Source organism: Burkholderia sp. HI4860, assembly GCF_002223045.2.
Taxonomy (GTDB): domain Bacteria; phylum Pseudomonadota; class Gammaproteobacteria; order Burkholderiales; family Burkholderiaceae; genus Burkholderia.
Genome location: NZ_NKFO02000003.1, coordinates 1,811,385 through 1,837,874, shown reverse-complemented (window position 1 = coordinate 1,837,874; position 26,490 = coordinate 1,811,385). Strand labels below are relative to the sequence as shown.

Genomic DNA, 26,490 nt, shown 5'->3' with positions numbered 1-26,490 from the left:
ATCGTGCGCTGCCGTTGTTGTTTCAGCGGATGACTGCACGCGTCGCGCGGCCGTGTTTTCTGCTTCCCTCATCCGGCGCGCGGCCTGCTCAGCGGCCGGCCGCCGCGAGTCCCTCGATCCCTCAGTGCGTCGACGCTGCGGCCGGTGTTTCGCTGGCCGGCTGCTCGGTGTGCGCAACCAGCGGCACCCTCACCACGAAGCGCGAGCCGCCTTCCGATGCATCCTCGTACGAGACGGTGCCGCCGTGCATCGCGATGATGTCGTGCACGATCGCGAGGCCGAGCCCGGCGCCTGTCTCGACGCCGTTGCCGCTTTGCGCGTCGCCGCGGAAGAAGCGCTTGAACAGGTCGGCCTGCTGGTTGGCGGGCACGCCGGGGCCGTTGTCCTCGACGACGATCTCGGCGGCCGGCTGACCGTCCTCGAGTGCGCCGCGCGCAACGTTCACCGTGATCCGTGCGCCGTCCGGCCGCGCGAGCGGCACGTACTTCAGCGCATTGTCGAGCAGGTTCGCGATCACCTCGCGCAACAGCACCGGGTTGCCGCGCACGACCAGCTTCTCGTCGTCACCCGGATCGTCGGTGCGCTGGAAGCCGAGGTCGACGTGCGTCGCAAGCGCGCGCGGCACCCACTCGGCGCCCGTCTCGAACGCCATCGCCGCGAGGTCGACGTCGACGAATCGCGCGGCCTGTTCGCCGGGCTCCGCACGGGCGAGCGACAGCAACTGGTTGGACAGCCGCACCGCACGGTCGGCGGCCGCGCGCAGCTCGCGCACCGCGGCGAAGGTCTGGTGCGGGTCGCGCGCGACGGCTGCCTGCTCCGCGTGCAGCTTCACGGCCGTGAGCGGCGTGCGCAACTGGTGCGCGGCATCGGCGATGAACTTGCGCTGCGCGTCGAGCGCGGTCTTCAGGCGGCCGAGCAGCGCGTTCATCGCGCTCGTCAGCGGCCGGATTTCCAGCGGCACCTCGGTTTCGTCGACCGGTTCCAGCGACGTGTGGGTCTGCCGGTTCAGCGAATCGGCCAGGTGCGTGAGCGGGCCGAGCTGCTGGTTCACGACGCGCCACACGATGCCCCATCCCGCGAGCAGCAGCAGCAGCAGCGGCATCATGATCGCGACGAGGAATTCGGCCGCGATCCGGTAGCGGTGCCGCACCGGCTGCGCGACCTCGACGACCATCGGCTTGCCGCCTTCGACGTCGTCGACGCGCACCTGCGCCACCCGCACCGCGCGGTTGTCGTATTCGGCCTCGAACACGTATGCGTGATGCATGCGACGCACGTTGATGCCCTGCAGCGGCAGCTTCGGATCGCCGGCGAGTTCCTGTTCGCCGTCGCTGATCCGGTAGATCAGCGCTTCTGCGGGATCGGAGAACATCGCCTGCGCGAGCGGCGGCACCGTGAACGGTGCGTCGGGGCCGGCGATCTGGATCTGTTTGGAGATGGCGGTCGCGAGATCGGCGAGCGAGCGGTCGATCACGTGCTGCGTGTATTGCCACGCGAGCCAGTAGGCGATCAGGCCGCTCATCAGCGCGAGCATCGACAGCGGGGCGGCGAGGCGCCGTAGCAGCGAGCGGCGCAGGCTGGTGGTCACAGCCGGATCAGGAGACATTTCGACGGGCAAATGGATAAGCGCCGCTCACGAGGAGCGGCGCGGTCGTGCGCCGGGCGGCGACGCGGGCAGGGCGGCACGCCGGCGCACGAGGCCGGCCGGCGCGCGGGCACTGCCGCTCAGACGCTCGCCGTCTGGCGGATTTCCTGCAGCAGGTAGCCGAAGCCGCGCACCGTGACGATTTCGACACGGCACTGCTCGAGTTTCTTGCGCACGCGGTGGACGTAGACTTCGATCGCGGTGTCGCCGAGATCGCCGCCGAAGTGCGTGAGGTGATCCTGCAGCTGGGCCTTGCTGACCACGCGGCCGTGACGCAGCAGCAGCATCTCGAGCACCGCGAATTCACGCGGCGACAGTTCGAGCGGCTTGTCGTCGTTGAAGATGCGGCGATCGACGCCCGACAGGCGGACGCCGCCGAGCGACACTTCCGGACGCGGCATGTCGCTGTGCGGGCCGCTGCGGCGCATCACCGCGCGGATGCGCGCTTCGAGCTCGGCCGGCTCGAACGGCTTGAGCATGTAGTCGTCGGCGCCGGAGTTCAGGCCCTGGATCCGGTCGTTCAGCTCGTCGCGTGCGGTCAGCACGATGACGGGCGTGTGGCGGTTGGTCTGGCGGAAGCGCGTGAGCAGCGTCATCCCGTCGATGCCCGGCAGGCCGAGGTCGAGGATCACGAGTTCGTGGCGGTTCTGTGCCAGCGCCTGTTCGGCAAAGATGCCGTCATGCACCATGTCGACGGTGAAGCCAGCCTGCTCGAGGCTGCTCTGGATACCGCGTGCGATGGGGCGGTCGTCTTCGATCAGAAGGAGTCGCATGAAGTTCGCTCAAGTACAATGGGTTGGCGGTTCAGGCACGCGGACAGCACGACGCCGTTTCCACAGGGGCGCCGCAACACCTGACATCAAGCATGGCGGCCAGCGAACGTTTAAATCCAAACATGTCCGATATTTCGATCAACGACCTAGAAGCCGCGATCAATTTCTGGCGCGCCCGCTCGCCGTCGAGCGGCGACGAACTCAAACTCTGCGAAGAGGCCAGCGCGCTTTCCAAGCCGTATGCGCTGCTGATTGTACAGCGCCAAAGCGCGCTACAACTGGAAGGATTGGACCCCAAGGCACGGAATGCGTACGAGACTTACGTGCGCCTTAAGGATGGCTTGGAAAGCTGAAGGCTTTCGCTGACTACATCCTAGAAAACGTTCATCGAAATGAAAAGTTGACGCGCCGCGCATCGAAAGACGCGCGGCGGTAGAGGAAGGCCTCAGGCGGCCGGTTGCGCGTGCGCGCCGGCACGGTCGATGAACAGCGCCAGTTCGATGTCGCGTTCGGTCAGGCCGTCGGCATCGTGGGTCGACAGCGTGATGTCGACGCGGTTGTACACGTTGAACCATTCCGGATGGTGGTTCATTTCCTGCGCCTTGATCGCGACGCGCGTCATGAAGCCGAACGCTTCGTTGAAATCGGCGAAGCGCAGGCTGCGCTGGATCGCATCGCGGCCCGGGACGGCCGTCCAGAGCGGCAGGCCTTCGAGCCGGGTCTTGCGTTCTTCTGATGTGAGCTTGTGGATCATCTTGCACCTCTCGGTCGGTAACGGCGCCCGCGCGCGGCTGCGCCGCGCGGCGAAGCCGGCATCGGTCATTGTTTCATAGTTGTGGGACGGCCATCCGGCGACGGGCATCCGGGGACGGCCGTCGGGAGACCGCCAGCGGCGCGTCCCGGCACCCTCGAGCGTCACGCGTCCGCGGCGTCGGGCCAGCCGTCGCCCGTGCCGCGATGCAGCACGCGATCGGTATCGAGCACCGCGCCGGCCGCGAACTCCGGCAACGCCGCCAGCCGGTCGGCCAGCGCACGGCCGTCGACGTCGGCGAGCGCGAACAGCTGCGCGAAATCGTCGATCACGAAGTAGGTCTTCTGGAACGTGTCGATCCGGTACTTCGTGCGCATCACGCGCTCGAGGTCGAAGCCGAGCCGGTTCGGCGCCGCGCTTTCGAGGCTGTACAGGCTTTCGCCCTTGCTCGACACGATCCCGGCGCCATAGATCGACAGCCCGTTCGTGCCGCGCGCATCGCGGATCAGCCCGAATTCCACCGTATACCAGTAGAGCCGCGCGAGGCGCGCCAGCGCCGCTTCATCGTCGGCGACCGCGAGCGCGGTGCGGCCGTATGCCTGCATGTAGTCGGCGAACACCGGGTCGATCAGCAGCGGCACGTGGCCGAACAGGTCGTGGAAGCAGTCGGGTTCCTGCAGGTAGTCGAGCTGGTCGGGGCGGCGCATCCACCAGGTGACGGGGAAGCGCCGGTTCGCGAGATGCTCGAAGAACACACGATCGGGCACGAGGCCCGGCACCGCGACGATCTCCCAGCCCGTCGCCGGTTTCAACTGACGGTTCACGTCGGCGAACGACGGTACGCGGTCGGCTGGCAGGTCGATCTTCCCGAGCCCCGCGACGAACGCGTCGCAGGCACGCCCGCGCAGCAGCGCCGACTGGCGTGCATAGAGCTGCTTCCACACCGCGTGGTCGACCTGGCCGTAACGCGCGAGCGGCTGGTCGATGGTGAAATCGGCGCGGGTTTCGAGGCCCGCATCGAACTGCTCCTGCAGTTTCGCGGTGACGACGGTGGACATGATCTGGCTCTGCACGTGGCGGTTGGGAACCATGCAAGTGTAGAGCGGGCTGCGCGCGGAATGGGCGCATAGTTGGCGTTGATTTGCTCGATGATGCGATAATCTCGCATCAAATCACGAATCAATGCGGAGAATACTCATGCTGGAACTCGATCACTTCGATCTCGCGCTACTGGACGTGCTGCAGCGCTTCGGCCGCGCGACGCATCAGCAGCTCGGCGAGGAGGTGCCGCTGTCGCCGTCGCAGATCGGCCGGCGGCTGCAGCGGCTCGAGGCGGCCGGCGTGATCGAAGGCTACCGCGTGATGCTGCGCCCCGAAAAGCTCGGGCTCGGCGTCACCGCGTTCACGAGCCTCAAGCTCAAGCACCACGGCGATTCGATCATCGAGCAGTTCCAGCAGCAGATCGACGTGCTGCCCGAGGTGCTCGAATGCCATGCGGTGGTGGGCGATGCCGACTACCTGCTGCGGATCGTCGCGCCCGACCTGAACGCGCTGTCGCAGTTCGTGATGAAGAAGCTGATGCGCGTGCCGGGTGTCGACAGCGTGCGCTCGAACATCGTGCTGACGACCTTCAAGCGCAACGGCGCGCTGCCGCTCGCGCACCTGGCGCCCGGCGCCGCCTGACGCGGCCACCGCGCGGCGGCAGGGGGGAAGGCGGCGCGGGTTGCGCCGCCTCGGGGCAGGGCCGGATCAGGCCGCTTCGTGCGGCGTGTCGGCGTTCAGCAGGTCGACGTACGCAACGGCGACGAGGTCGTCCTGCGACACGCCGAGCTTCGCAAACACGTCGTGCGCTTCGGCTTCGCCACCGGCTTCGTCGTCATCGGGGCCGAGCACGACTTCCAGTTCGATGAAATCGCCGAGGCCGTCGACGCGGTCGAGGTGGATGCGCGTGCGGCCCGCGAGGTACACGTGCCGTTCCTTCGTCACGATGCCGCGCGTGGTCAGCGCGGTGGCGAGCAGCGCGTGCATCGCGTCGGGGTTCGTCACCGGGCTGCGCGTGTAGTACGACGCCTTCGGGCCGTCGCGGTCGTCGCGCTGGTAGAAGATCAGTTCGGCCGGCGTGCCATCCTCGAAGCGGCGCAGCTTCAGCCGGCCGCGCGGCACGTCATAGAAGAAATCCTGCTGGCGATAGAACAGCGGCGCTTCGGTCGCGAGCCTGGCCGCCTGTTCGCGCAGCTGGTCGAATTCGCGGGCGCGGGCTTTGATCTCGATGTTGCGGGCCATGCGGGTCTCCTTCAATCGGGGTCTCGCGGTGTGCGAACGCACAATCTAGCAAAAAGCCCGCGAAGGTGGCGTGACGACCGGCGCGACGCGGCGACACGCCGCGGCCGGGAGGTTCGGCTCCGGTGATTTCCCCATTCACGCGCGCGTGATCGCCCGTACGGTCGCCGGCTGCCGACCGGCGACGTGTCAGGCGTTGACGCCCGGTGCGCGGCCAGCCCCCGCGCTATCAGCAGCACTCATATTGCCCACTGCGCTTCGATCAGCCGCAGCGCGGCCGCGATCGCCGGTTCGTCGCGCCGCTCGGCGAGCGTCACGAACGTCAGCTCGGTGGGCACCGTCACCGGCTCGACGATCGTCAGCGCATGCGCATGCGCTTCGGCCAGCGCGGTCGAGTCGCGCGCGAGCGTCAACCCGATCCCCGATTTGACGAGGTCGAGCATCGACTGCTCCTGGTCGACCTCGGCCACCTTGAGCGGCTGCGCGCCGGCCTCCGCGAAGCGTCGCGACAGCAGCCGGTGATGCGCGGACGCCGGCGGCGTCCAGATCCACGGCAGCGCGGCAAGCGCGCGCCAGTCGTGGGCGCGCTGCACGCGCTCCTTCCAGCCGGCCGGCGCGAGCACGCGGTACTGGAAATGCGTGAGCGTGACGGTGTGAAACAGCGCGCCGTCGAGCGGATCGTCTTCGCCCGGCCGGCCGATGTAGTAGCCGACGTCGAGCGCCCGCGTGCGCACCTGTTCGATCACCCAGCCCGACATCCCGTGCCGCAGCGCCGTCTCGATCTGCGGATGGGTTTCGACGAGCGCGCGCAGGAAGCCGCCGAGCCGCAGGAAGCCCGGGTCGAGGATCGTGCCGATCCGCAGCCGGCCGCGCACCTCGTGCCGCAGCGCAGCAGCGGCGCGCTGCACGTCGGCAGCCGCGGCGAGCGCGCGTTCCGCATGCGGCAGCAGCGTCTGGCCGTCGCGCGTGAGGGCGAGGCCGCGCGATGTGCGCGTAAACAACGTGACGCCGAGCGTTTCCTGCAGATGCTTGATCTGCAGGCTGACCGCCGGTTGCGTCAGGTGCAGCTGCACGGCGGCGCGCGTCAGGTTGCCTTCGCGCGCGACCGTCGCGAACGCGCGGAGCAGGGTGAGATCCATCGTCGTGATATGAGTGCAGCTTATAACGCAGTTCAGCATAACTCATTGGATCGGCGGCCGGCGGCCGGAGTACGCTTCATCGGTCGCGGCGCGGGGCCGCAAGCGCGGCGCGCGACGCACTATGCTGAAAATGACGCGCGGCGTTGCGCCGCGTGACAGGAGACAAACCGTGACTACCCAACGCACGCTAGAAGGCGAATTCGATTACGTGATCGTCGGCGCGGGCACCGCGGGCTGCGTGCTCGCGAACCGCCTGACCGAGGATCCCGACATCCACGTGCTGCTGCTCGAAGCGGGTGGCAAGGACGACTATCACTGGATCCACATCCCGGTCGGCTATCTGTATTGCATCGGCAACCCGCGCACCGACTGGCTGTACAAGACGCAACCCGAAGCCGCGCTCAACGGCCGTGCGCTGTCGTATCCGCGGGGCCGGGTGCTCGGCGGCTGCTCGTCGATCAACGGGATGATCTACATGCGCGGCCAGCGCGAGGATTACGACAGCTGGGCGCAGGAAACCGGCGACGCCGGCTGGTCGTGGGACAGCGTGCTGCCGATCTTCAAGCGCAGCGAGGATCACCATGCGGGCGCGAGCGACGCGCACGGCGCGGGCGGCTACTGGCGTGTCGAGAAGCAGCGGCTGCGCTGGGAGATTCTCGAATCGTTCGCGCAGGCCGCGCAGCAGACCGGCATCCCGGCAACCGACGATTTCAACCGCGGCGACAATGCCGGGGTCGGCTATTTCGAGGTGAACCAGAAGCGCGGCGTGCGCTGGAATACGTCGAAGGCGTTCCTGCGGCCCGCGATGGCGCGCCCGAACCTGACCGTGATCACTGGCGCGCAGGCGCAACGCGTGATCTTCGACGGGCGGCGCGCGGTCGGCGTCGAATACCGCGGCGGCGGCACGGATTACGTCGCGCGGGCGCGTTCGGAGGTGCTGCTGACGTCCGGCGCGGTGAATTCGCCGCAGCTGCTCGAACTCTCGGGTATCGGCGACGGCCGGCGGCTGCAGGCGCTCGGCATCGACGTCGTGCAGGATCTGCCGGGCGTCGGCGAAAACCTTCAGGACCACCTGCAATTGCGGATGGCGTTTCGCGTCGAAGGCGTGCGCACGCTCAACACGCTGTCCGCGCACTGGTGGGGCAAGCTGATGATCGGCGCCGAATATGCGTTGCTGCAGCGCGGGCCGATGTCGATGGCGCCGTCGCAGCTCGGCGCATTCGCAAAATCCGATCCCGACGATCCCGCGCTCACGCGCCCCGATCTCGAATACCACGTGCAGCCGTTGTCGCTCGAGCGCTTCGGCGAGCCGCTGCACAGTTTCAACGCGTTTACGGCGTCTGTATGCCATCTGCGGCCGACGTCGCGCGGCAGCGTGCATATCGCGAGCGCCGATCCGGGCGCGGCACCCGCGATTGCGCCGAACTATCTGTCGACCGAACACGATCGCCACGTCGCCGCGAACGCGCTGCGGCTCACGCGCCGGATCGCGTCGGCGCCGGCGCTCGCGCGTTATCGCCCCGAGGAGATCCTGCCGGGCCTGCAGTATCGAAGCGAAGCCGAGCTGATCGAGGCGGCCGGCGCCGTCGGCACGACGATCTTCCATCCGGTCGGCACCTGCCGGATGGGGCGTGCCGACGATGAGCGCGCGGTGGTCGACAGCCGGCTGCGTGTACGCGGCATCGCCGGGCTGCGAATCGTCGATGCATCGGTGATGCCGTTCATTACGTCGGGCAACACCAATTCGCCGACGCTGATGATCGCCGAGCGCGCGAGCGACATGATTCGTGCCGATCGCCGTGCGGCGCGCGAAGCGACACCGGTGCGCACGGAGCCGGCGGTGACAGCCGCGTGACGGAACGCTGACACGTACGACAGCGGGCCGTCATGAGGACACCCGCTGATTCGATCTGCGAAACAAACTGCCGTTGCAGCAGCGGTGCCGAGGGGGCCGATAGCAGCGAATCACGCCGGTTCGTCCCGCAAGATCCATGCAAGCCGTGCAGCCGCACGGCTTTTTTGTTGCGTGCGTGCCGGCCGTGCGAAGGAGGTCAACGCACGATGATGCACGTGTCAAAAAAACGGCGTGTAAAACCGTGCACAGCCGCGTGCGACAGGGCGGCCCGCCCTATAAGTGCAAATCCCGATGATTGCACTGCACCAACGGCGAGACAATGTGGCGCAGTGTGCATACGCGTCGGCGCGGGAGACCACCCTCGAGGCGTAACACGGCGCCCGGGGCGGCCCGCTCATCCGCTGACCTGTTTCGCGGACGCTTCTCGCGAATTTTCCCGGTGCTTCGCCTGACTTCGTACGGAAGGGAACATGATTCTCGGCGACACGATTCTGGAAACACGCGGACTGACCAAGGAATTCAGGGGTTTCACGGCCGTCAACGGCGTGAACCTGCGTGTGCGTCGCGGTGCGATCCACGCGCTGATCGGACCGAACGGCGCGGGCAAGACCACCTGCTTCAACCTCCTCACCAAATTCCTGACGCCGACGGCCGGCCAGATCGTCTTCAACGGCATCGACATCACCGACGAGCGGCCCGCGCAGGTCGCGCGGCGCGGCATCATCCGCTCGTTCCAGATTTCGGCTGTGTTCCCGCACCTGACCGCGCTGCAGAACGTGCGCATCGGACTGCAGCGCGCGCTCGGCACCGAATTCCATTTCTGGCGCAGCGAACGCACGCTGAAGCGGCTCGACGACCGCGCGATGGACCTGCTCACGCAGGTCGGCCTCACCGATTTCGCGCAGGTGCCGACCGTCGAGCTCGCGTACGGCCGCAAGCGCGCGCTGGAGATCGCGACCACGCTCGCGATGGAGCCCGAACTGATGCTGCTCGACGAGCCCACGCAGGGGATGGGCCACGAGGACGTCGATCGCGTGACCGCGCTGATCAAGAAGGTCGCGAGCGGCCGCACGATCCTGATGGTCGAGCACAACATGAACGTGATCGCGGGCATCTCCGACACGATCACCGTCCTGCAACGCGGCGAGGTGCTGGCCGAAGGCTCGTATGCGGAAGTGTCGAAGAATCCGCTCGTCATCGAGGCCTACATGGGCAGCGCCGACGCGGCGCTCGCGGGGGCGCACGCATGAAGCACAGCGAACGGGAGGAACGCGAATTGAGCGGCGTCGAAAGCGGTACGCCCGCGCTGGAGATCACGGGCCTGGAGGCCTGGTACGGGGAATCCCACATATTGCACGGTGTCGACCTGACGGTGCATCGCGGTGAAGTCGTCACGCTGCTCGGCCGCAACGGCGCGGGCCGCACGACGACGCTGCGCGCGATCATGGGCCTCACGGGCCGCCGCAGCGGGTCGATCAAGGTCGCGGGCAACGAGACGATCGGCCTCGCGACGCACCGCATCGCGCATTACGGCATCGGCTACTGCCCGGAGGAGCGCGGGATCTTCTCGAGCCTGTCGTGCGAGGAGAACCTGATGCTGCCGCCGTTGATCGGGCCGCGCGAGCACGCGATGCCGATCGACGAGATCTACGCGATGTTCCCGAACCTCGCGTCGCGCCGGCAGAGCCAGGGCACGCGTCTGTCCGGCGGCGAGCAGCAGATGCTCGCGGTCGCGCGGATCCTGCGCACCGGCGCGAACCTGCTGCTGCTCGACGAGATTTCCGAAGGCCTCGCCCCGGTGATCGTGCAGGCGCTCGCGCGGATGATCGTCGCGCTGAAGGCGCGCGGCTACACGATCGTGATGGTCGAACAGAATTTCCGCTTCGCCGCGCCGCTCGCCGACCGCTTCTACGTGATGGAGCACGGCAGCATCGTCGAGCATTTCCAGGCGGCCGAACTGGAAAGCAAGATGCCGACCCTGCACGACCTGCTCGGGGTGTGACGCCGCCCCGTTTCCCTTGCCGCTAGCCGTGGCGGCCCTCGAACAACCACAACGCATCAGAACAACAGGAGACGTCAATGAAAATGAAGACCCTCGCACAGGCCTGTCTCGCGCTCGCGACTGCCGCGTTCACCGCCGGCGCCGCACACGCGGCGGATACCGTGAAGATCGGCTTCATCACCGACATGTCGGGGCTTTACGCGGATATCGACGGGCAGGGCGGCCTCGAGGCGATCCGCATGGCAGTGGCCGACTTCGGCGGCAAGGTGCTCGGCAAGCCGATCGAGGTCGTCTATGCCGATCACCAGAACAAGGCCGACATCGCCGCGTCGAAGGCGCGCGAATGGATGGACCGCGGCGGGCTCGACCTGCTGGTCGGCGGCACGAACTCCGCCACCGCGCTGTCGATGAACCAGGTCGCGGCCGAGAAGAAGAAGGTCTACATCAACATCGGCGCGGGCGCCGACACGCTGACCAACGAGCAGTGCACGCCGTACACGGTCCACTACGCGTACGACACGATGGCGCTCGCGAAGGGCACCGGTTCGGCGGTGGTGAAGCAGGGCGGCAAGTCGTGGTTCTTCCTGACGGCCGACTATGCGTTCGGCAAGGCGCTCGAGAAGAACACGTCGGACGTCGTGAAGGCGAACGGCGGCCAGGTGCTCGGCGCGGTGCGCCACCCGCTGTCCGCGTCGGACTTCTCGTCGTTCCTGCTGCAGGCGCAATCGTCGAAGGCGCAGATCCTCGGCCTCGCGAATGCGGGCGGTGACACGATCAACTCGATCAAGGCCGCGAAGGAGTTCGGCATCACGAAGACGATGAAGCTCGCCGCGCTGCTGATGTTCATCGACGACGTGCACAGCCTCGGCCTCGAGACGACCCAGGGCCTGGTGCTGACCGACAGCTGGTACTGGAACCGCGATGCGGCGTCGCGCCAGTGGGCGCAGCGCTACTTCGGCAAGATGAAGAAGATGCCGTCGAGCCTGCAGGCGGCGGACTACTCGTCGGTGACGACCTACCTGAAGGCCGTCCAGGCCGCCGGCACGACCGATTCCGACAAGGTGATGGCCGAGCTGAAGAAGATCAAGATCAACGACTTCTATGCAAAGGGCTACATCCGCACGGACGGCAGCATGATCCACGACATGTACCTGATGGAAGTGAAGAAGCCGGCGGAATCGAAGGAGCCGTGGGATTACTACAAGGTGCTCGCGACGATTCCGGGCGAGCAGGCGTTCGGGACCAAGCAGGAAACGCGCTGCGCGTTGTGGAAGTAGGCAGGGCGTAGCGGCGCGCGCGGGCGCGCCGCTCGGTGGCGGCTGCAGCGATGTGCCCGCTGCGCCGCCCGCGCGTGCGACGCATGAAGGTTGCGCACGCAACGAAACTCATTCTGACGGCTAAGTCGATGGAAATCTTTGGCATTCCGTTGCCGGCGATGCTGAGCCAGTTGCTGCTCGGGCTCGTCAACGGCTCGTTCTACGCGATCCTGAGCCTCGGGCTCGCGGTGATCTTCGGGCTGCTCAACGTGATCAACTTCGCGCACGGCGCGCTGTTCATGCTGGGCGCGATGCTTGCGTGGATGGGCCTGTCGTATTTCGGGCTGCCGTACTGGGCGATGCTCGTGATCGCGCCGCTGGTCGTCGGCGCGTTCGGGATCCTGATCGAGCGCTCGATGCTGCGCTGGCTGTACAAGCTCGATCACCTGTACGGGCTGCTGCTCACGTTCGGGCTCACGCTGGTCGTCGAAGGCGTGTTCCGGTCGATCTACGGCTCGTCCGGCCAGCCGTACGACGTGCCGTCGCAGCTGTCCGGCGCCACCAACCTCGGCTTCATGTTCCTGCCGAACTACCGCGCGTGGGTGGTGGTCGCGTCGCTCGCGGTGTGTCTCGCGACGTGGTTCGTGATCGAGAAGACGCGCCTGGGCGCCTACCTGCGGGCGGGCACCGAGAACCCGAAGCTCGTCGAGGCGTTCGGCGTGAACGTGCCGATGATGATCACGCTCACCTACGGCTTCGGCGTCGCGCTCGCCGCGTTCGCGGGCGTGCTGGCCGCGCCGGTGATCCAGGTGTCGCCGCTGATGGGCCAGCCGATGATCATCACCGTGTTCGCGGTGGTCGTGATCGGCGGGATGGGCTCGATCCTCGGCTCGATCGTCACGGGCCTGCTGCTCGGCGTGATCGAGGGCTTCACGCGCGTGTTCTACCCCGAAGCGTCGGCCACGGTCGTGTTCGTGATCATGGCGATCGTGCTGCTGTTCCGCCCGGCGGGCCTCTTCGGCAAGGAAAAATGATGCAGAGAAAAGTGCTCTACGGCGTGCTGCTCGCCGCACTGCTCGCCGCGCCGTTCATCGGCGCGTATCCGGTGTTCGTGATGAAGGTGCTCACGTTCGCTTTGTTCGCGGCCGCGTTCAACCTGCTGATCGGCTATACGGGGCTGCTGTCGTTCGGCCATGCGATGTTCCTCGCGACTGCCGGCTATGCGACCGGTTATTCGATGCAGACGCTCGGCTTCACGCCGGAGCTCGGCGTGCTGGTCGGCACCGTTGCCGCGACGCTGCTCGGGCTCGTCGTCGGGCTGTTCGCGATCCGGCGGCAGGGCATTTACTTCGCGATGATCACGCTCGCATTCGCGCAGATGGTCTACTTCATCTACCTGCAGGCGCCGTTCACGCATGGCGAGGACGGGCTGCAGGGCGTGCCGCGCGGCCATCTGTTCGGGCTGCTCGACTTGTCGAACGACGTCGCGCTGTACTACGTCGTGCTGGCCGTGGTGGTCGCCGCGTGCGCGTTCATCGTGCGGGTCGTGCATTCGCCGTTCGGCCAGGTGCTCGTCGCGATCAAGGAGAACGAAGCGCGCGCAATCTCGCTCGGTTACGACACCGACCGCTTCAAGCTGCTCGCGTTCATCCTGTCGGCCGGCATCGCGGGGCTGGCCGGCTCGCTGAAGGTGCTCGTGCTTGGCTTCGAGACGCTGTCGGACGCCTACTGGACGATGTCGGGCCTCGTCGTGCTGATGACGCTCGTCGGCGGAATGGGCACGCTGTTCGGGCCGCTGCTGGGCGCGGCGCTGATCGTCGCGCTGGAAGACCGGCTCGGCGACATCGGCGAATGGCTCGCGTCGACGACGGGCGTCGCGTGGTTTCATTCGCTCGGCGAATCGGCGACGATCGTCACCGGGCTGATCTTCATCGCATGCGTGCTCGCATTCCGGCGCGGCATCGTCGGCGAGATGGTTGCGCGGATCAAGCCGCTCAGGGCGTCCTGAATGCGACGGCGTGCGTCACCGGGCGTTGATGCGAAGCACCATCCGGCATGCTCGGGAAGGGCGCAGGAGCGGGTTCGCGCCGACGCCGCGCGGCAGGCTGGTGCCCCATTTTCGTGCGGCAATGCACCATAGGGGTAAATGCTAAGTTGCCGTGGTGCTTAAGCCTCTTTAAGATTCACTCTAGTTCTGATGCACCGCGAAACGAATTTGCAGGTGGAGAACGAGGAGACAATCGAGGCACAAAGTGCCCGGACCCCAAAGCGCTGTTGGACGGAATCCAACAGCGCTTTTTCATTTGCGTGCACGGATTTCCGCTGTTGGTGCATCGGCCTGCGCAGTGGCCGTATTCCGCGCCTGCGTTCGCCCCGCGTTTCTTCCGCGCTTCGCCGCGTCCCCCTGTTTTCTCGTTTTCCGCTTTCCCTCGATTCGTTCGCAGACGATGCTCAGCCTTGCCCCGGCCGTTCGGGCTAACCCGGTTGGCGTGCGCAAAACGCGTCCGTTACACTCAGCTTTCGCCGACCGCGCGGTCGGGAAAATCGGTCGGCAGTTCTCCTACAAGCAGAATGCAGAAGAGGGAGTACGGTTGGATGAGCAGCGCAGGACGATGGATCGGGGCAGGAAGGGCGGCAGGTGCCGTTCGTTCGTCGTGGGGTTGGGCTGCTGTCGCCGCGGCCTTCCCGAGCCGTTCTGCGGCCGGTAGACGCGTTCCGGCGCCGTTGCCAGTCGTTGCGTGCGCATCCGTATCGATATTCGCAACCGTATTCGCATGAGCGGCCGGCTTTCCGATCATGTGCCGCGCGTGGGCCTGGCCGCATCAGGCCGGATCGACGTGCCTTTCCTTGATCGTTGTGCATACATCGATTGCGCACACGATTCCGCCTTTCTCCACCTTCTTCATCCAGACGACACCGCCGCTGCGCATCGTGACGGTCGAACGACCGTTTCGACTGCCGGCCGGTGCGTCCGTGCGTGGTTCCGTCCGGGTGCCGTTGAAGATGAGGTGTTTCACGGGAAAACGAGCGTAGACGCGGTATGGCGAGATAGTTAATTTATTAACTTGTTTGAGGACCGGGAGCCGCCCGAGCGACCCGCGGATTTTTCGAGCAGCGTTTGGAGACAACGTAAATGAAGATGAATCGATGGATGGAGGCCGTGCTCGCCGCAGGCCTCGTGTGCGCGGCGGCAACGGCGTCGGCGCAGGTGAAGATCGGCGTGACGCTGTCGGCCACCGGGCCGGCCGCGTCGCTCGGGATCCCGGAGAAGAACACGATCGCGCTGCTGCCGAAGGAAATCGCCGGCAAGAGCGTGCAGTACATCGTGCTCGACGACGCCTCCGACACGAGCCGCGCGGTGCAGAACGTGCGCAAGCTGATCGATGAAGATCACGTCGACGCGATTATCGGCTCGTCGGTCACGCCGAACTCGCTCGCGATGCTCGACCCCGTGTCGCAGGGCAAGACGCCGACGATCTCGCTCGCGGCGAGCGCCCAGATCATCTCGCCGATGGACGCGAAACGCGCATGGATGTTCAAGGTGCCGCAGAACGACCAGCTGATGGCCGACGCGATCGCCGGCTACATGGCGAAGCACGGCGTGAAGACGGTCGGCTTCATCGGTTTCGCCGATGCGTACGGCGACAGCTGGTACAAGACGTTCGATGCGGCGGCCGCCAAGAACGGGCTGAAGCTGGTGTCGAACGAGCGCTACAACCGCACCGACGCGTCGGTGATGGGGCAGGTGCTGAAGCTGATGGGCTCGAATCCGGATGCGGTGCTGATCGCCGGCTCCGGCACGCCGGCGGCGCTGCCGGCGAAGACGCTGAAGGAGCGCGGCTACAAGGGCAAGGTGTACCAGACGCACGGCGTCGCGAACAACGACTTCCTGCGCGTGTGCGGCAAGGATTGCGAAGGCGAGATCCTGCCCGCCGGCCCGGTGCTCGTGACCGACCAGTTGCCCGATTCGAACCCGGTGAAGAAGCCGGCGCTCGGCTACAAGGCTGCGTACGAGAAGGCGTACGGCGCGGGCTCGCTGGCGACGTTCGGCGGCCATGCGTGGGATGCCGGGCTGCTGCTGCAGCGTGCGATTCCGGACGCGCTGAAGAAGGGCCAGCCGGGCACCGAGGCGTTCCGCGAGGCGCTGCGCGCGTCGATCGAGAACGTGAAGGACCTGCCCGTGTCGCACGGCGTGATCAACATGACGCCGACCGACCACAACGGCTTCGACACGCGTGCGCGCGTGATGGTGCAGATCGTCGACGGCAAGTGGAAGCTGCAGGCCGAGTAAGCATCACGTGAAACCGGCGTGCGCGGCGCGACAGGCGCCGTGCATGCCGTCGACAGGGCGCCGGGCCCGACGGGCCGCGACCATGCCCATGTCGTGTGGAACCGCAGGGGCTCGCTGCGTGGCGCCCGACGCGCCGATCTTGCGGCCCGTGCGCCCCGGCCGTTCCTGTCTTTCGTTTCTCCGCAGCCTTCTCGATACACGAAACGTATGGATCTCTCGATTGCAGCGATCCTCGCGCAAGACGGCATCACGACCGGCGCCATATATGCATTGCTGTCGCTGGCGCTCGTGCTGGTGTTTTCCGTCACGCGGGTGATCTTCATTCCCCAGGGCGAATTCGTCGCCTACGGTGCGCTGACGCTTGCCGCGTTGCAGGCGCAGAAATTTCCCGCCACCTGCTGGCTGCTGTTCGTGATGGGCATCGCGTGCTTCGTGCTCGAAGTCGGCGGCCTGATCCGGCATCGCGAACGGCGCCATCAGCTCGGCCGCACGCTCGCGACGCTCGGCAGCCGCTACGTCCTGCTGCCGCTCGCGGTGTTCGCGATCACGCGCAGCTTCGCGATGCAGCCGCTGCCGATGCTCGCGCAGATCGCGCTGACGCTCGCGATCGTCGTGCCGATGGGGCCGTTCGTCTACCGGCTCGTCTACCAGCCGATCGCCGAAGGCACGACGCTGCTGCTGCTGATCGTGTCGGTCGCCGTCCACTTCGCGATGGTCGGGTTGGGGCTCGTGATGTTCGGCGCCGAAGGCTCGCGCACCAATGGCTTCTCGGATGCGTCGCTGTCGATCGGCAGCATGACCGTGTCGGTGCAGAGCATCCTGGTCGTCGTGACGGCGCTCGTGCTGATCGGCGCGCTCTACGTGTACTTCGGCCGCACGATCGCCGGCAAGGCGCTGCGCGCGACGTCGGTGAACCGGCTCGGCGCGCGGCTCGTCGGCATCGGCACGACCGAGGCCGGGCGGCTCGCGTTCACGTTCGCGGCAGGGCTCGGCGTGCTGTCCGGGATCCTCGTCGGCCCGTTGACGACGATCTACTACGACTCGGGCTTCCTGATCGGCCTGAAGGGTTTCGTCGGCGCGATCATCGGCGGGCTCGTCAGCTATCCGCTCGCGGCCGCCGGCTCGCTGCTCGTCGGCGTGCTCGAATCGTATTCGTCGTTCTGGGCGAGCGCGTACAAGGAGGTGATCGTGTTCACGCTGATCATTCCGGTGCTGCTGTGGCGGAGCTTCGTCACGCCGCACGCGGAAGACGAAGAGGAGTGACACGATGAAGACGATGGTACGCAACAAGACCTTCTGGGTGTTTCTCGTGGTGCTGTTCGCGCTGCCGGTGCTGCCGGGCGCGCTGCAGGTGCCTGAATACTGGATCACGCTGCTGAACTACATCGGCCTCTACGCGATCGTCGCGATCGGGCTCGTGCTGCTCACGGGCGTCGGTGGGATGACGAGCTTCGGGCAGGCCGCGTTCGTCGGCATCGGCGCCTACGCGACCGCGTTCCTGACGACGCGCTATGGCGTATCGCCGTGGCTCGCGCTGATCGTCGGCGTCGTGCTGACGGCGCTCGTCGCGCTCGTGCTCGGTGCGGTCACGATGCGGCTGTCCGGCCACTTCCTGCCGCTTGGCACGATCGCGTGGGGCCTCGCGTTGTTCTACCTGTTCGGCAACCTTGAACTGCTCGGCAAGTACGACGGGATCAACGGGATTCCGGCGCTGAACCTGTTCGGCATCACGCTCGACAGCGGCCGCAGCCTGTATTTCCTGATCTGGGCCGTCGTGCTGGCCGCGATCGTGTCGGTGCAAAACCTGCTGAACAGCCGTCCGGGCCGCGCGATTCGTGCGCTGCGCGGCGGCGGCGTGATGGCCGAGGCGATGGGCGTGAACACCGCTTGGATGCGCGTCGTGATCTTCGTCTACGCGGCCGTGCTCGCGGCCATCTCGGGCTTCCTGTACGCACACCTGCAGCGTGCGGTGAACCCGACACCGTTCGGGCTGAACCACGGGATCGAGTTCCTGTTCATGGCTGTGGTCGGCGGCGTGTCGCACGTGTGGGGCGCCGTGCTCGGCGCGGCGATCCTGACCGTGCTGCAGGACTACCTGCAGACGCTGCTGCCGAAGCTGCTCGGTTCGGAAGGCAACTTCGAGATCATCGTGTTCGGCGTGCTGATGGTGCTGCTGCTGCAGTACGCGCGCCAGGGCGTGTGGCCGTTCGTCGCCAGGCTGTTCCCGCGCGGGCCGCGGTCGCATGTGCCCGAGCACGCCGACCCGTTGCCGCTACGCGCGAAGCCCGTGGCTGGCGAGCCGCTGCTCGTCGTCGACAACGCACGCAAGCAGTTCGGCGGGCTCGTGGCCGTCAACGACGTCAGCTTCGACGTGAAAGCGGGGCAGATCATCGGGCTGATCGGCCCGAACGGCGCGGGCAAGTCGACCACGTTCAACCTCGTGACGGGCGTGCTGAAGCCGACGGGCGGCACGATCACGTTCCGTGGCGAGCGCATCGACGGGCTCACCTCGCGCCAGATCGTCCGCCGCGGCATCGGTCGGACGTTCCAGCACGTGAAGCTGTTGCCGGCGATGACGGTGCTCGAGAACGTCGCGATCGGCGCGCACCTGCGTGGCCATACCGGCGTGTGGCGTAGCGTCGCGCGGCTCAATGCCCACGAGGAGGCGCAGCTGCTCGCCGAGGCCGCCCAGCAGATCCGCCGCGTCGGGCTAGAGAAGCACATGTACGACGAAGCGGGCAGCCTCGCGCTGGGCCAGCAGCGGATTCTCGAAATCGCGCGGGCGTTGTGCTGCGACCCGACGCTGCTGCTGCTCGACGAGCCGGCCGCCGGGCTGCGTTACCAGGAGAAGCAGCAACTCGCCGACTTGCTGCGGCGGCTGAAGGCGGAGGGCATGAGCGTGTTGCTCGTGGAACACGACATGGATTTCGTGATGAATCTCACCGACCGGCTGGTGGTGATGGAATTCGGCACACGGATCGCGGAAGGGCTGCCGCAGGACGTGCAGCAGGATCCGGCGGTGCTCGAAGCGTATCTGGGCGGGGTGGAGTGATGACAGACACGACGATGCCAATTCTCGACGTGCGCGGGCTGGCGGTCCGGTACGGGAAGGTGGAGGCGCTGCACGGCGCGGCGATCAAGGTCGGTGCGGGGCAGATTGTCAGCGTGATCGGGCCGAACGGAGCCGGCAAGTCGACGCTGCTGAACGCGATCATGGGCGCGCTGCCGGTAACTGGGCATGCGTCGGGCGCGATCGTGTATCGCGGTCACGATGTCGGTGCATTGCCGGTCGAGCAGCGCGTCGCACGCGGGATGTGCCTCGTGCCGGAAAAGCGTGAGCTGTTCAGCACGATGACGGTTGAGGACAACCTCGTGCTGGGCGCGTATCGGCGCAAGCTGGCAGGTGAAGCGAACTTCCTCGACCAGCTCGATCACGTGTTTGCGCTGTTTCCTCGGCTGAAGGAGCGGCGCAAGCAGGCGGCCGGCACGCTATCCGGCGGGGAGCGGCAGATGCTCGCGGTTGGCCGGGCGCTGATGGGCAAGCCCGACCTGCTGATGCTCGACGAGCCGAGCCTCGGGCTGGCGCCGCTGATCGTGAAGGAGATCTTTCATATCATCAGCGCGTTGCGCGGGACGGGCGTGGCGACGCTGCTGATCGAGCAGAATGCGCGGGCAGCGCTGCAGATCTCCGACTACGGCTACGTGCTGGAGACGGGCGAGTTTGCGCTGGAGGGGCCGGCAGCCGACCTCGCGCGGAATCCGCGCGTGATCGAAACCTACCTCGGGCTGGCGAAGAAAACGGCTTGATCGGTGGCTCGGTGGGAGGGAAACGGGCGGCGTGTTTCACGTGAAACACGCCGCTTTTGTTTTGGGTCGAGATCCGACCTCCAATGCATCGGCGGTTAACAATCAGGGGATAAGTACCGGAGGAACAATCGAAAGTGCTGTGCAGTGGCGGCAGGTGGAGGCATCCACCGTGCAGATGGCGATCTGGTTTGTCGGTCGGGGTAGTTTGCCACGCGTTCCACAGAATGATGATGTGCCGGGTCAGAGGGGATAAGTGTCGAGCGAACCGACGGAAATTCTGTGAGGAAGAGGTGCAGGGTGTTTCGCCCGGGTGTTGGGCGGGACACAGGCCTCGAACGGGTTGTATGTTCCACGTGAAATTTCCCGGCACATGGATCTCTGCACAGGCGCAACGATGTGCGGCGGGATGGCCCGGAAGCTTCGCAGGCATGGGCGCTGAACCACAGATTCATCGGTCCGACGTCGAAAAATCGACGAAATGCACAGACCCTACCATTCGGACGGCATTCGGGTGAAAAGCGAACCCGCTATAATTCGCCCCATACATTTCTCTGATAGGTTCGTGCGCAGCCCTGCGTACGGAATCCACCATGCTTTTTCCCACAGAATTTGACGTCATCGTCGTCGGTGGCGGTCATGCCGGCACGGAAGCCGCACTGGCGTCCGCCCGCATGGGCGCAAAGACACTGCTGCTGACCCACAACATCGAAACGCTTGGGCAGATGAGCTGCAATCCGTCGATCGGCGGCATTGGCAAGGGCCATCTGGTCAAGGAAGTCGATGCGCTGGGCGGCGCAATGGCAGCCGCGACGGACGAGAGCGGTATTCAGTTCCGGATCCTCAATTCGTCGAAGGGTCCGGCCGTGCGCGCGACGCGTGCGCAGGCCGACCGTATCCTGTACAAGGCCGCGATCCGCCACCGGCTCGAGAACCAGCCGAACCTCTGGCTGTTCCAGCAGGCTGTCGACGACTTGATGGTCGAAGGCGACCGTGTGGTGGGCGCCGTCACGCAGATCGGCATCCGCTTCCGCGCCCGTGCGGTCGTGCTGACCGCTGGCACGTTCCTCGACGGCAAGATCCACGTCGGCCTGAACAACTACACAGGCGGCCGTGCGGGCGATCCGGCGGCTGTGTCGCTGTCGTCGCGCCTGAAGGAGCTGAAGCTGCCGCAGGGCCGCCTGAAGACCGGTACGCCGCCGCGTATCGATGGCCGCTCGATCGATTTCTCGCAGCTGACCGAACAGCCGGGCGATCTCGATCCGATCCCCGTCTTCTCGTTCCTGGGCCGCGCGGAGCAGCATCCGCAGCAGTTGCCGTGCTGGGTCACGCACACGAACGAGCGCACGCACGACATCATTCGTGGCGGTCTCGACCGATCGCCTATGTATACAGGCGTGATCGAAGGCGTCGGGCCGCGCTATTGCCCGTCGATCGAGGACAAGATTCACCGGTTCGCGTCGAAGGAATCGCACCAGATCTTCCTGGAGCCGGAAGGGCTGACAACCAACGAGTTCTACCCGAACGGGATCTCGACGAGCCTGCCGTTTGATGTCCAGCTCGAGCTCGTACATTCGATGCGCGGCCTCGAGAACGCGCATATCCTGCGCCCCGGCTACGCGATCGAATACGACTACTTCGATCCGCGTGCGCTGAAGGCGTCGCTCGAGACGAAGGCGATCAACGGCCTGTTCTTTGCGGGCCAGATCAACGGGACGACCGGCTACGAAGAAGCGGCCGCGCAGGGTTTGCTGGCCGGGCTCAATGCAGGCCGCTACGTGCAAGAGAAGGACGCGTGGTGCCCGCGTCGTGACCAGGCCTACCTCGGCGTGCTGGTCGACGATCTCGTGACGCGGGGCGTGGCCGAGCCGTACCGGATGTTCACGAGCCGCGCCGAGTATCGCCTCAGCCTGCGTGAAGACAATGCCGACATGCGCCTGACCGAGATCGGCCGCGAACTGGGGCTCGTCGACGACGTGCGCTGGGATGCATTCAGCCGGAAGCGCGACGCTGTTTCACGTGAAACCGAACGCTTGAAGTCGACGTGGGTTACGCCCAAGACGTTGCCTCCGGAAGAGGCGACCGCGCTCCTCGGCAAGGCGATCGACCACGAATACAGCCTCGCCGAGCTGCTGCGCCGCCCGGGTATCAGCTATGACGGCGTGTGTGGACTGAAGGGTGGGGAATGCGGCCCCGCAGAGCCGCTGGCCGACGATCCGGTGATGCTCGAGCAGATCAAGGAGCAGGTCGAGATCGGCATCAAGTATCAGGGCTATATCGAGCGTCAGGCCTCCGAGATCGAACGCAACGACGCGAACGAGAACACGCGCCTGCCGGACGGTATCGATTACCGCGAAGTCCGCGGCCTGTCGTTCGAGGTGAGCCAGAAGCTCAACGAGTTCCGGCCGGAAACGATCGGGCAGGCATCGCGCATCTCGGGCGTCACGCCGGCTGCGATCTCGCTGCTGATGGTGCACCTGAAGCGCCGCGGCCTGGGGCGCCGTAATGGCACTGCCGCAGAGGCAACGGAGCAGGGGGACGGCGCCGTCCCGACGCAACAATGACGGCGCGTCGCGCGCCGGCGGTTAATCGGGACGTACTGGAACAGATGCTCGTCGAAGGCACGACGGCGCTCGACCTCACGCTGACGGATGCACAGCTCAACCAGCTGCTCGACTACGTCGCGCTGCTCGGCAAGTGGAACGCGGTCTACAACCTGACCGCGATCCGCGACCCGAAGCAGATGCTGATCCAGCACATCCTCGATTCGCTTTCCATCGTCCCGCATCTGCGCGGCCGTGCATCGGCCCGCGTGCTCGACGTCGGTTCGGGCGGCGGGTTGCCGGGTATCGTGCTGGCGATCGTCGAGCCGGACTGGCAGGTCACGCTGAACGATACCGTGCAGAAGAAGTCTGCCTTCCAGACTCAGATGCGCGCGGAGTTGAAGCTCGCGAACCTGTCGGTGGTCACCGGCCGGGTCGAATCGCTGCAGCCGGGTGTCGAAGTGCCGGATAAATTCGACATGATCGTATCCCGCGCTTTCGCGGATCTATCCGACTTCGTTAAACTTGCTCGACATCTGGTCGCGCCGGGCGGATCGATCTGGGCGATGAAGGGCGTCCACCCGGACGACGAGATTGCGCGATTGCCGGAAGGCAGCCGCGTGAAGCAGACGATACGGCTGGCGGTGCCGATGCTCGATGCCGAACGGCATCTGATCGAAGTGGCCGTCGACGAAGCGAATTGAAGGGCAGGCGCGCGGTAGCGCGCCGTTTGTTTGAAGGTAAAGGGAACACACCAACGATGGCAAAGATCTTCTGCGTTGCGAACCAGAAGGGGGGCGTCGGCAAGACGACGACATCGGTCAATCTCGCCGCAAGCCTTGCAGCGCAGGAGCAACGAGTCCTGCTGATCGATCTCGACCCGCAGGGTAATGCGACGATGGGCAGCGGGATCGACAAGGCTGCTTGCGAAGCGACCGTGTACGAGGTGCTGGTCGACGGCGTGTCGGTGACCGACGCGCGCATCCGTCCGGACGGCGTCACGTATGACGTGCTGCCCGCGAATCGCGAGCTGTCCGGCGCCGAGATCGAACTGATCAGCATCGACAACCGCGAGCGCCGGCTGAAGGCTGCGCTCGAGCACGTGTCCGACGACTACGACTTCGTGCTGATCGATTGTCCGCCGACGCTGTCGCTGCTGACGCTGAACGGGCTGTGCGCGGCGCACGGCGTCGTGATCCCGATGCAGTGCGAGTACTTCGCACTGGAAGGGTTGTCGGACCTCGTCAACACGATCAAGCAGGTTCACGCGAACATGAACCGCGACCTGAAGATCATCGGCTTGCTGCGCGTGATGTTCGATCCGCGCATCACGCTGCAGCAGCAAGTCTCCGATCAACTGAAAGCGCACTTCGGCGACAAGGTGTTCGACGCGGTGATTCCGCGTAACGTGCGCCTGGCGGAAGCGCCGAGTTACGGGCTGCCGGGCGTGGTGTTCGACCGCAGCTCGCGCGGTGCGCAAGCGTATCTCCAGTTCGGAGCCGAGATGATCGACCGCGTTCGCGCGTTCGAGGTGTCGTGATCCGGACATGAGCGAAGCGAGGAAGAAAGACATGAACGCGGTACCAAAGAAGAAGGGCTTGGGACGTGGCCTCGAAGCGCTGCTCGGCGGCAGTGCCGATATCACCGAAGCGGTGAAGATCGAAGGGGCACCGAACACGCTCGCGCTCGGCAAGCTGCAGGCCGGCAAGTACCAGCCGCGTACGCGGATGGACGAAGGCAGCCTGCAGGAGCTCGCGGCGAGCATTCGCGCACAGGGCGTGATGCAGCCGATCCTGGTACGGCCCATTTCATCAGACAAATACGAGATCATCGCGGGCGAGCGCCGTTTCCGTGCGGCGCGCCTGGCGGGTCTCGATGAAGTGCCGGTGCTCGTGAAGGACGTATCGGATCAGGCCGCCGCGGCGATGGCGCTGATCGAGAACATCCAGCGCGAGGATCTGAACCCGCTTGAAGAAGCGCACGGCATCCAGCGCCTGCTCGACGAGTTCGGTTTCACGCACGAACAGGCGGCCGAATCGGTCGGCCGTTCGCGCAGCGCGGTGTCGAACCTGCTGCGCCTGCTGAACCTGGCCTCGCCGGTGCAGACGATGCTGCTGGCCGGTGATCTCGACATGGGGCATGCGCGCGCGCTGCTCGCCGTCGATGCGGCCACGCAGATCACGCTTGCCCATCAGGTCGTCAACAAGCGCATGTCGGTGCGTGAGACCGAGAAGCTCGTCACGCACACGACGAAGGAAGCGCCGGCGGTGAAGGCGCGCGCGAAGGACGATGGCGGTCGCGATACGCGCCGTCTCGAGGAGGAGTTGTCAGACCTGCTCGCGTCGACGGTGAAGATCAAGCTTGGCCGCCGCGGGCGAGGGCAGGTGACGATCGACTTCGGCAACCTCGACGCACTCGAAGGCATTCTCGTGCGACTGCGCGGCAACGTCGCAACCGAAGAGTAAAGGGCGGCGCATGGCGGAGACGGACGCACCGGCGCCGCGCCGGTGGTGGGGATGGCTTGCGCAGGAGCCCGTGCTATCGGTGCTCGTGGTTGGGCTGATTGTGCTGCAATGGGTGCGTCCGCAACCATTTTCCGTTTTGGCCGATCGCGTGGACTGGCAGACGGTCGCGACGCTCGCGGGCCTGCTGATGCTGACCAAGGCGCTCGAGTTGTCCGGCTGCCTGATGTGGCTCGCCCACCGCATCGTGCATCACGTGCACTCCGAGCGCGGGCTCGCGATGCTGCTCGTCGGATTCGCCGCGTTGCTGTCGATGTGGCTCACCAACGACGTCGCGCTGTTCGTCGTCGTGCCGCTGATGGTGTCGCTGCGTGCGCTGACGCCGCTGCCGTTCCGGCGGCTCGTGATCGTCGTCGCGCTGGCCGTCAACGCGGGGTCCGTCGCGACGCCGCTCGGCAATCCCCAGAATCTTTTCCTGTGGCAGTTGAGCGGCGTGTCGTTCGGCCGCTTCGTGGTCACGCTCGGGCCGCTCGCGATCGCGCTGATGGCGTTGCTGCTCGTGCTGACCGCGTGCGCGTTTCGCGCGAAACCGCTCGACCTGTCCGGCGACGTCGTCGCCATTCCCGTGCAACGCCTGCACGCGCTGATCGCGGCGGCGCTGTTCGCGGCCTTCGTGCTGCTCGCCGATGCGCACCATCCGCTGCCGGGCCTGCTTGCCGTCGCGATCGTGCTGCTCGTCGTCAAACGTGACGCAGTCCTGAAGATCGACTGGCTGCTGCTGCTGATCTTCGTGCTGATGTTCGTCGTGCTGCGCAGTGCGGCTGCGCTGCCCGTCATTCATGACGCGATTGCGCATGCGAATCTCGATTCACCGCTGCGCATCTTTGCGGCCGGCGCCGTGCTGTCGCAGGGCATCAGCAACGTGCCGGCCGCGATCCTGCTGTCGGAGTTCACGCATGACTGGCGCGCGCTCGCGTTCGGCGTATCGGTCGGCGGCTTCGGTTTCGCGATCGGCTCGCTGGCGAACCTGATCGCGGTGCGTCTCGCGAAGGAGCCGCGCATGTGGTTGCCGTTCCACCTGGTCTCGATTCCGTTCGCGCTCGTGAGCGCGGCACTCGGCGCGTGGCTGCTCGTTCACGGTTGAACGACGTGATGCGTGTGGCACAGGCGTGCCATTCGGGTGGCGGGGAGGGGGCACAGCATTCGCGCTGGTGCGGCCTGTTGATAAGTGTCGCAATCCACAGTCGTTCGACTGTGGTGGCATGACAACTGATTGGATAATTCGCCGCGTCAGCGTCAGTCCGGATTTCGTGCATCGGACGTGGCCCGGTGATCACAGTGTTTCGGCTGTTCGGGGCTTCGTGCCGAGCCTGAGGCCGGAGCCGCGTCACAGCGCGGGTTCTGGGTGGTGATCGTGCCGCCCCGACGGTGCCTGCGCCGGGCGTCGTTTCCTCGCCATTCCGTCGTCGCCGGATTTTTTCGGGCAAGAAATACCGGTGCAAAAAAGCGACCTTACAACTGTCATCGTACGTCGTCGAATCGCCCGTTTTTTCACATGATGAGGCGTCGTTTTACGCAGGTTTTTGTCGCGTCTAAAGCCTTGAATCACTTGCAACTATCGCTTACAATCGCCCGGATTTGTTAGCTAGGCACCCCTGAAAGCTTTCAGAAAGCTTGGGGCCGGGTTCA

At 66.0% G+C, this 26,490-nt stretch carries 23 protein-coding genes; 17 read left to right on the top strand and 6 right to left on the bottom strand.

The annotated features are described in order from the left end of the window. Nucleotides 1-121: 121 nt before the first annotated feature. Together CFB34_RS23775 and CFB34_RS23770 are read right to left on the bottom strand one after the other, a co-directional pair. Nucleotides 122-1,606, bottom strand: coding sequence for a sensor histidine kinase (locus CFB34_RS23775; protein WP_089439030.1), 1,485 nt, complete (start codon nucleotides 1,604-1,606; stop codon nucleotides 122-124). A gap of 119 nt (nucleotides 1,607-1,725) precedes the next feature. Further along, a complete protein-coding gene (locus tag CFB34_RS23770; RefSeq protein WP_006401494.1) occupies nucleotides 1,726-2,418 on the bottom strand; it encodes a response regulator transcription factor in 693 nt (230 codons plus the stop codon). 122 nt (nucleotides 2,419-2,540) lie between these two features. Between CFB34_RS23770 and CFB34_RS23765 the strand changes: the two genes are divergently transcribed. Next, nucleotides 2,541-2,771 (top strand): DUF3717 domain-containing protein, encoded by a 231-nt coding sequence (locus tag CFB34_RS23765; RefSeq protein WP_089438903.1) that lies wholly within the window; start codon nucleotides 2,541-2,543, stop codon nucleotides 2,769-2,771. Nucleotides 2,772-2,863: 92 nt separating this feature from the next. Here CFB34_RS23765 and CFB34_RS23760 read toward each other — a convergent pair whose 3' ends face one another. Next, nucleotides 2,864-3,172, bottom strand: a complete 309-nt coding sequence (locus CFB34_RS23760) for a 4a-hydroxytetrahydrobiopterin dehydratase (RefSeq protein ID WP_011350499.1) — start codon at nucleotides 3,170-3,172, stop codon at nucleotides 2,864-2,866. 161 nt (nucleotides 3,173-3,333) lie between these two features. Further along, the gene (gene phhA, locus CFB34_RS23755; RefSeq protein ID WP_089439031.1) at nucleotides 3,334-4,227 is read right to left on the bottom strand and encodes a phenylalanine 4-monooxygenase; all 894 of its coding nucleotides are present in this window, start codon (nucleotides 4,225-4,227) and stop codon (nucleotides 3,334-3,336) included. Between the two features lie 139 nt (nucleotides 4,228-4,366). Between phhA and CFB34_RS23750 the strand changes: the two genes are divergently transcribed. Continuing rightward, the gene (locus CFB34_RS23750) at nucleotides 4,367-4,852 is read left to right on the top strand and encodes an Lrp/AsnC family transcriptional regulator (RefSeq protein WP_006408082.1); all 486 of its coding nucleotides are present in this window, start codon (nucleotides 4,367-4,369) and stop codon (nucleotides 4,850-4,852) included. A 66-nt stretch (nucleotides 4,853-4,918) separates the two neighbouring features. Here the strand turns inward: CFB34_RS23750 and CFB34_RS23745 are convergent, their stop codons facing one another. Together CFB34_RS23745 and CFB34_RS23740 are read right to left on the bottom strand one after the other, a co-directional pair. After that, nucleotides 4,919-5,452, bottom strand: a complete 534-nt coding sequence (locus tag CFB34_RS23745) for a class IV adenylate cyclase (protein WP_069246759.1) — start codon at nucleotides 5,450-5,452, stop codon at nucleotides 4,919-4,921. A gap of 236 nt (nucleotides 5,453-5,688) precedes the next feature. Next, nucleotides 5,689-6,588 carry a LysR family transcriptional regulator gene (locus CFB34_RS23740; protein WP_089438905.1) on the bottom strand — a complete coding sequence of 300 codons (900 nt, stop codon included), beginning with the start codon at nucleotides 6,586-6,588 and terminating at the stop codon, nucleotides 5,689-5,691. Nucleotides 6,589-6,757: 169 nt separating this feature from the next. Here CFB34_RS23740 and CFB34_RS23735 point away from each other — a divergent pair, with 169 nt between their 5' ends. The 15 genes from CFB34_RS23735 (at nucleotide 6,758) to CFB34_RS23665 (ending at nucleotide 25,945) form a co-directional block, all read left to right on the top strand. After that, nucleotides 6,758-8,443, top strand: a complete 1,686-nt coding sequence (locus CFB34_RS23735; RefSeq protein WP_089438906.1) for a choline dehydrogenase — start codon at nucleotides 6,758-6,760, stop codon at nucleotides 8,441-8,443. Nucleotides 8,444-8,913: 470 nt separating this feature from the next. After that, a complete protein-coding gene (locus CFB34_RS23730) occupies nucleotides 8,914-9,693 on the top strand; it encodes an ABC transporter ATP-binding protein (protein ID WP_021160426.1) in 780 nt (259 codons plus the stop codon). Continuing rightward, on the top strand, nucleotides 9,690-10,445 hold the full coding sequence (locus CFB34_RS23725) for an ABC transporter ATP-binding protein (RefSeq protein WP_039351472.1): 756 nt from the start codon (nucleotides 9,690-9,692) through the stop codon (nucleotides 10,443-10,445). Before CFB34_RS23730 ends, CFB34_RS23725 begins: the two co-directional genes overlap by 4 nt. A gap of 77 nt (nucleotides 10,446-10,522) precedes the next feature. Continuing rightward, on the top strand, nucleotides 10,523-11,722 hold the full coding sequence (locus CFB34_RS23720; protein WP_089438907.1) for an ABC transporter substrate-binding protein: 1,200 nt from the start codon (nucleotides 10,523-10,525) through the stop codon (nucleotides 11,720-11,722). Nucleotides 11,723-11,850: 128 nt separating this feature from the next. Beyond that, complete coding sequence (locus CFB34_RS23715) at nucleotides 11,851-12,735, top strand: branched-chain amino acid ABC transporter permease (protein ID WP_011350508.1); 885 nt, start codon at nucleotides 11,851-11,853, stop codon at nucleotides 12,733-12,735. Further along, a complete protein-coding gene (locus CFB34_RS23710; RefSeq protein ID WP_039351467.1) occupies nucleotides 12,735-13,709 on the top strand; it encodes a branched-chain amino acid ABC transporter permease in 975 nt (324 codons plus the stop codon). Before CFB34_RS23715 ends, CFB34_RS23710 begins: the two co-directional genes overlap by 1 nt. Before the next feature lie 1,125 nt (nucleotides 13,710-14,834). Next, nucleotides 14,835-15,992 (top strand): ABC transporter substrate-binding protein, encoded by a 1,158-nt coding sequence (locus CFB34_RS23705; protein ID WP_089438910.1) that lies wholly within the window; start codon nucleotides 14,835-14,837, stop codon nucleotides 15,990-15,992. Between the two features lie 207 nt (nucleotides 15,993-16,199). Beyond that, entirely contained in the window at nucleotides 16,200-17,255 is a 1,056-nt protein-coding gene (locus tag CFB34_RS23700; protein WP_089438911.1) for a branched-chain amino acid ABC transporter permease, read from the top strand. Nucleotides 17,256-17,259: 4 nt separating this feature from the next. Then, complete coding sequence (locus CFB34_RS23695; RefSeq protein WP_089438912.1) at nucleotides 17,260-19,044, top strand: branched-chain amino acid ABC transporter ATP-binding protein/permease; 1,785 nt, start codon at nucleotides 17,260-17,262, stop codon at nucleotides 19,042-19,044. Further along, a complete protein-coding gene (locus CFB34_RS23690) occupies nucleotides 19,044-19,799 on the top strand; it encodes an ABC transporter ATP-binding protein (protein ID WP_089438913.1) in 756 nt (251 codons plus the stop codon). Before CFB34_RS23695 ends, CFB34_RS23690 begins: the two co-directional genes overlap by 1 nt. A 590-nt stretch (nucleotides 19,800-20,389) precedes the next feature. Then, the gene (mnmG, locus tag CFB34_RS23685; protein WP_089438914.1) at nucleotides 20,390-22,360 is read left to right on the top strand and encodes a tRNA uridine-5-carboxymethylaminomethyl(34) synthesis enzyme MnmG; all 1,971 of its coding nucleotides are present in this window, start codon (nucleotides 20,390-20,392) and stop codon (nucleotides 22,358-22,360) included. Next, nucleotides 22,357-23,043: a 16S rRNA (guanine(527)-N(7))-methyltransferase RsmG gene (gene rsmG, locus CFB34_RS23680; protein ID WP_089438915.1), complete on the top strand. Its 687-nt coding sequence runs from the start codon at nucleotides 22,357-22,359 to the stop codon at nucleotides 23,041-23,043. The genes mnmG and rsmG overlap by 4 nt, the downstream gene beginning before the upstream one ends. Nucleotides 23,044-23,099: 56 nt before the next feature. Further along, nucleotides 23,100-23,879 carry a ParA family protein gene (locus CFB34_RS23675; protein ID WP_089438916.1) on the top strand — a complete coding sequence of 260 codons (780 nt, stop codon included), beginning with the start codon at nucleotides 23,100-23,102 and terminating at the stop codon, nucleotides 23,877-23,879. Nucleotides 23,880-23,910: 31 nt separating this feature from the next. Continuing rightward, nucleotides 23,911-24,804 carry a ParB/RepB/Spo0J family partition protein gene (locus CFB34_RS23670; protein WP_027788713.1) on the top strand — a complete coding sequence of 298 codons (894 nt, stop codon included), beginning with the start codon at nucleotides 23,911-23,913 and terminating at the stop codon, nucleotides 24,802-24,804. Nucleotides 24,805-24,814: 10 nt separating this feature from the next. Beyond that, nucleotides 24,815-25,945, top strand: a complete 1,131-nt coding sequence (locus CFB34_RS23665; RefSeq protein ID WP_089438917.1) for an SLC13 family permease — start codon at nucleotides 24,815-24,817, stop codon at nucleotides 25,943-25,945. Nucleotides 25,946-26,490 lie beyond the last annotated feature (545 nt).